This window comes from Pseudomonas sp. Irchel 3E19, assembly GCF_900187585.1.
Lineage (GTDB): Bacteria > Pseudomonadota > Gammaproteobacteria > Pseudomonadales > Pseudomonadaceae > Aquipseudomonas > Aquipseudomonas baetica.
The window spans coordinates 128,370-134,702 of record NZ_FYDT01000012.1; the positions used below are offsets into that span (position 1 = coordinate 128,370).

At 54.2% G+C, this 6,333-nt stretch carries 3 protein-coding genes and 1 pseudogene; all 4 read right to left on the reverse strand.

Annotation, left to right across the window (positions count from 1 at the left end; genetic code table 11):
• Window positions 1-5 precede the first annotated feature (5 nt).
• Entirely contained in the window at window positions 6-431 is a 426-nt protein-coding gene (locus tag CKW18_RS10640; RefSeq protein ID WP_095188753.1) for a hypothetical protein, read from the reverse strand.
• On the reverse strand, window positions 428-5,281 hold the full coding sequence (locus CKW18_RS31475) for an RHS repeat-associated core domain-containing protein (RefSeq protein WP_095188754.1): 4,854 nt from the start codon (window positions 5,279-5,281) through the stop codon (window positions 428-430). Before CKW18_RS31475 ends, CKW18_RS10640 begins: the two co-directional genes overlap by 4 nt.
• Entirely contained in the window at window positions 5,278-6,021 is a 744-nt protein-coding gene (locus tag CKW18_RS10650) for a DUF4123 domain-containing protein (protein ID WP_095188755.1), read from the reverse strand. The genes CKW18_RS31475 and CKW18_RS10650 overlap by 4 nt, the downstream gene beginning before the upstream one ends.
• Window positions 6,011-6,333, reverse strand: a pseudogene (locus CKW18_RS10655) (DUF2345 domain-containing protein); the annotation flags it as partial. The pseudogene CKW18_RS10655 and the gene CKW18_RS10650, both read right to left, overlap by 11 nt.

The window sequence follows — 6,333 nt, forward strand, 5'->3', positions numbered from 1 at the left end:
CTGCATTACGATAGATACCAAGTCAGGAACTCAAAAAAACCGCTCCATTTTTTCTGCACTGTGCCAGCCAAGAACTCATCTCGCTTAGCTAGGCTAAAATCTAAAACCTCACCACTTTTTTTTTCGTACAGGTAGCATCCCTCGCCCTGAACATTTGTAAGGCAAATGAAATTTTCTGGAAGCTCCCACACCTCCTGAATAAAATCTGTGCCGACCTCTATTTCGTTACTGGGATCGGCGATGTCACATAGTTCCTCATCTGAAGAACTGCTTTTGAAAAAAGTTATGGTGTAGTTTAAAAAAAACTCGGCCAGTTCACTGCTCGGGTCTATACCTAACACTGCCAGTTCTTTCAAAACGGATTTTTTATCTTTCCGATGAATGTCACCAGGTTGTTTCTCAATAAGCTTTACTAGTTCATTAGGGATCATTTCGAAGCCTCGGCTGCTCGGTCTTTCCAGTATTGTGGAACTTCTTTCTTGAAAAGTTCCCTATCTACAGGCTGCTCTGGGTGTTGGCTGTGCCCATAAGGATGCACCGCTTCTCGTCCTCGTCCCTTCAAAGTGGTCAGGTGAGTTTTTCGACTCAACTCAAAAAGCGGACCCTTTCCATTTTGCCTTGAGTGGTGTAACTGAAGCTGCTGAGGAACTCCATCCTTCATAATGTAAGGTGCACCACCATCTTTCGCTCTATCCAAATTAGACACGCCTTTGTGTTCTAGACTCCAGTCAATGTCCTGCTGGAAGACTTTATATTCATTACCCGTTCCTTTTCCGCTTGCTTTCCATGTGGTTTCAGTCTTGAAAAACTCAGGATTCTTACCATGCTCAGGTCCCGGAGCCTTCGGTGCACCCTCATTTACCGTAGCGGCAGTTTCAGGGGGCTTTAATAGGGACTCTTGCCCATCTACCTCGGGAGGGGGGCAGTTGTTTAGCCCCAACGGATCCACCCACCCTGTAGGGTTAGGCACGTACTGGTAGCTGTTCAAGCCACCCGCAAGCTTGATTGGATCCGGAGTCAGAAACCGCCCAGTCCCCGGATTGTAGTAGCGATGACGGTTGTAGTGTAGGCCTGTCTCCGCATCAAAGTACTGACCCTGGAACCGCAACGGGTTGTCAATTTCGCTGACGTCCAGCGCGGCAAGATTGCCGTAGGCGCGATACTTCGCGGACCACATGATCTCGCCACTGTAGTCAGTGAGTTCCTGCGGTGTGCCCAGATGATCGAGCTGGTAGTAGAACGGCGTTGCCCTGCGCGGGCCTTCGCCGTCCAGCATCGCCAGTGGACGGAAACTACCGGGTTCGTAAATGTAAGTGCGATAACGGTTGTCGCCACTTTCGGCGATCATGCGTTCGCCTTGCCACAAGAATTCGGTGGTATGGCCATCAACAGTTTTCTCGATGCGGCGACCGAAGGCGTCGTATTTGTAGGACGCGGTGCTGCCACCCGGCAGGCTTGCGCCGATCAGTCGATGTTGGCAGTCGTAGCGATATTCGGTGACGAGTTTCTGGCCGGTGCCGCGACGCTCCCGGATCAGGTTGCCATAAGCGTCGTAGTCGTAATGGCGGTCGCCTTGCATCAGCAGGCGGTTGCCTTTGACGTTGGCGAGGTTGGCTGTGCCTTCGTTGTTCTGGCCGAGCAGGTTGCTGGCTGGGTCGTGGGCGAAGGTTTCCGGTGTCGCGCCACGCACGCTGGTCAAGCGGTTCAGCGGGTCGTAATGGAAGCTGCGGTTACCCTTGTGGCTGTCGTCGATGCTGGCGAGGTTGCCGTTGGCGTCGTAGTTATAGCGACGCTGGAACAGGTTTTTTTCACGCTGACTGACGCTGTGCGCTTGCAGGCGACCTTGTTCGTCGTACTGGTATTGGCTGAGCAACAGGCCCTGCTGGCGCTGCTGTTCGCGACCGGCGTTGAATTGGTGGCTGGTGAGGCGTGAGCCGTTGAGGTCGATGCTGCTCAGGCGTCCACCCGAGAGATGACGGTAGTCGAGTGTGCTGCCGTCGGGGAGGCGGCAGTGACTCAGCTGTCCGACGCTGTCGTATTCATAGCGCGTGGTGCCCCAACCCTGGTGCTCGGTGATCAGCCGATCCTGCACGTCGTATTCGTAGGCGAGCGGCCAGTGTCCGTCGTCGACATTCACCAGACGACCCAGGGCGTCGTAGTTGTAGTGAATCTCTTCGCCATCGGCGAGGGTTTTCACCAGCAGTCGACCAGCAGCATCGCGCTGATACTCGGTGACCAGTTCGCTGCCGTCGTCGCCGAATTCGGTTTTCTTCAGCAACTGGCCTTTGAGGTCGTATTCGTATGCGGTGCGGCGGCCGTCGAAACCGGTTTCCTGTTGGATCAGGCCGTTGCTGTAATAGTCAAGGTGGTAGTGCTCGCCGCGTTCATTTTCGATATCAGTGAGCAGCAGGCCGGCATTGTCATAGCGGTAGCGCAATTGGCTGCCGTCCGGGTTGATGCGGCGGCTGAGCAGATGCAGGTTGTCGGCGTATTCGTAGCGAGTAATACGACCGAGCTCGTCACGTTCGGCGGTAACGCGACCATACGCGTTGTAAGCATACGTACGGCTCGCGCCACCCGGTAGGGTGACCTGCGTTAGACGGTTGGCGGCGTCCCACTGGTATTGAGTGATGGCGCCGAATTCGTCCTGTCGGGTGATCTGCCGACCCAGCGCATCATAGCGGTACTTACGCTGGCCACCGTCGGGCAAGCGCTCTTCCAGCAACTGACCGAGGTTGTTCCAGCCCAGTTGATGACGGCTGCCGTCGGGGTGACGAATTTCCAGCAGGCGGCCATGGCGGTCGTAGCTGTAGTGGGTTTCGTTACCCTCAGGGTCGATTTGCTGGGTGATGTCGCCTTGACGGTTACGGATGTACTGCCAACGTGCCTTGCCACATTGAACATCAACAAGCTGGCCGTTGAAGTAGTTGTACCGTGTAGGCTCGTCTTCCTGGGGAGTTACCGCAATTAGGCGGCCAGCTTTACTGTATTGGTACTCGACGACAGCGCCCAACGGATCCTTGACCGCAACCAGTCGCCCATCATCGTCATAGGCCTTCTGTGTTTCACCACCGTCTGCTGCGGTTTCGCTGACCAGGCGTGCATTTTCGTCATGCACATAGATTTGCTCGCTGCCATCGGGGTTGTATACGGTGACCGATCCGTTATCGTCCCACTCGTATCGTGTTTCGAGTGACGAGTAGTTCGTCCAATGACGGATACAACGGGAGTGCTTACCTTCGTATTCCCATTCCCAAAAGAAACTGGCGCCACCCGCTAGTTGACGCTCAAGGATGACGTGCTGGTCGTTGTAACGATAGTGCTCGCTTTCGCCGGCAGCATTGGTCGAGGAGACCAATTGTTTCTGCGTGTTGTAGCGGTAGCTGACGAGTGTCTGAAGGGTCACCCAGGGATCCTGGCGTTCACCACGCTCGTTGTATTCTGAACGCTGTTGCTGGTAATCGACTGCGACGATGTGCCTGTCGTCGTAACGTAAAAGCAGTGAGCGACCAGCCCTGTTATCGATGCGCTGAATACGATCAACCAGGTCGTAGCTGATGTGCAACCGGTTGTCGTAGGCGTCGCTGATAGCTGTCAGGCGCCCGGCACGGAAGTGGTAGAAGCGTACTGTTGATCCGGCTTGACTGAGGATTAGCTCTCCAGGCGCATCGCCCAGGAAAATTGCCGCCTTAGCCAGACTGTTGGTAATGGCCGGACGTTGTTCAGTCGGTGTTGGAAAGCGAGTCTGGCGGTTTTCATTGTCAGTCCACAGCACGCCCTCATTATCGAGTTGCAAGCTGTGGGAAAGCGAATGACTCCACCCATGACCCAGACGACTGTCTATTTCAACTGCACTGCTGCGATACAGACGCGTCCATTCGAAGGGCAGCAGTCCAGCCAGCGTACCATCGGTAAGCGTCAGCAACTCTTCTCCGGTTACCATAGAAACCGGATCACCGTTCTTGCACGTTGCTGCTACACAGTCGCTGGGTTTGTCTGCTGGGTTCTTCGGTTGTTCCGGAACGTTCTGAACCGGCTCTATTTGCTGCAGCTGGGTTTCGTTCTGAGTTTTGCTCCTCGCGTGAACCTGAGAGTCTGGTTCAACTTTGGCACCGGCCGCCGGTGTGGGATGTTTTGGAGGAACGACCGATTGTGCCGGCGTATGAGGGAAGATCTCCGCCGCTGCTTTTTTGCTTGCGTTGGTTACTCCTACACCAGAAAGCCTTACCGGGGCGGCTGCTTCAGCGTGTGCTTTGAAGCGAATACGACTGATCTCAATCAGCTTGGCTGTGACCTTCTCTACCAATTCGAAAGCTTTTTGAGCCTGCAACGTTGACTTGACCGCTTTTGCACTAGCACGTAATGCAATGCCAAGACCAGCGGTGAAGATAATCCCGAGGATGATGTAAACGATTTCAGTCTTGAGTCTTGCGACAACCTCAGCGCGCGTTTGCGGCGGCAGCATAGTGACCCAAGACCAAACTGCATAAACATAAACCCACAGAAGTGGTTCATCGCATGCAATCAAGAATGCGGTTCGAAGTGACTCTTTCGATGAGTTATAGATTTCTTTGATTTGTTCTTTGGTGAAATATTCTTCGAGTTTTTTATAATTATCTAGAGGGTGCGCAACCAATTTGTAGAGCGATTTTATATCGCCCCATATACTCATCACGAAGCTCCAGAATCCATCCCAGTCAGCTTGTAATTTTTGAAAAAACTTCTCAGACAGGGATGCTTCGTTGTGTTTTTTCCAGAGCGGCAGGCATGTTATCTTCCATTCGTTCTCTAACCATGTCGCCAAATCACCAATGACGCCATCGTAGGAATCGAACAAACGTTTGAGGTCTGCAGATGTAGGATTGGGAAAGAAGGTCACCATATATCGCTGATGAGGCGTCAGACCAGGAATGACCTCGATCCCGGTAGGGCCGATTTGCTTTTTTATGGCAGCCCCCATCGGCTTGCCTGTCGTATCGACGGGGACTAGTACGACTGGAGTGTTTCCAATTGGTACGAATCGTGCGGATTCGAAACTATGAATAAGTGTAAGCTTTCCGTTTTCAGGGCATGTAGCATAGTCTACGGCTTTTTTTTTGCTGTCCTTAGGCGCTGCCTTTGCCACTTCGTCGCCGACCTTGAACTGTTGTTCCACATCAAGGCCATCCAAATATGTGGCGTAAGAGCGATATTCCGAGAGGCAGCTCTTAAAATCGGAGATTATCTCTTTTTCGTCCGGCTGTTTCTCGGTGAGATAAATAAAAGTTTCGCCCAAGCTCATACATCTACCTCACTTTCCAGATGGGCCTTCAGCAGGCCGGTAAAATTTTCTTCCGTGAGCGGCGTGCGTTTTACAAATCGCGCCACTTTTTGTTTCAAGTTCGACTCAGGGAACGAGAAGTACAGATCGGCATGCTCATCCAGCAGCCACTGCATCATGTTGCCGATAACGGTCGAAGGGTTCTCGGCCATCAACCCATCCAACAAATCCTTCGGCACCTCCCACCACGGCCAATCCTTCACTCTCGGCATCGCCCTCGGCCCAACCTCAAGGGCCTTGCCATTAATCAAATACCGCTCAAACATCGGCATCACTTCCCCGGCTTTTTCCCCCAGCCCATGCAGGATCGGGTAGATATGCCGCCCATCCCAGAAGCGGAAAAACACCTCGGTGCTATCCGGCATCTTCACCTGCGTCAGGCTGCGCAGATGCTCGAACACGACGTTCGGCTCCGAGCGCGACACCGCCAACCAGCCCCAGTCGAGTGCGTCGGTTTCGGCGATCCACGGCAGGAATGCGGAGTTGGACTTGAGCTCGGTGACGTAGGGCATCACCGGTTGCCAGGTGGAGTAGGGCGTGCCGCCCCAGATTGGCAGGAGCTGGGCGGTGGGTTCGGTCAGGTACAGGTTTTTCAGGGCGTCGCTGTCGCTCGCTGCGCTGATGATCAGGTACAGGCGTTCGCCAGTCTGCAGCGGCTGTTGTGCCAGCCAATCCTTGGGTGTCAGTCGATCAGATGGCACAGGCACCTGCCTTGCATTTTTCGCATTCTTCGCAGAATGGTGCGTTGCGTTTGAGGGTGTTGATCTGGGCCGGGGTCAGCACTTGGCCGGCCTTGTCGGCGTCGGCCTGTTTCAGGATGCCGGGTATTAGCGGCGCAGCGCCCGTGCCACTGCCGGGACTGCCGCCGGAGTTCATATTGATCACCGGCCCGCTCATGGTCACGCCGCCGGCATCGATCTTGATAAAACTACCGCCGCCAATGAGCGTCAGTTCCGCCCCCGCTTCAAGCACGACTTTCATGCCGCTGCTGAGGTGGATTTCCTGGCCCGCAT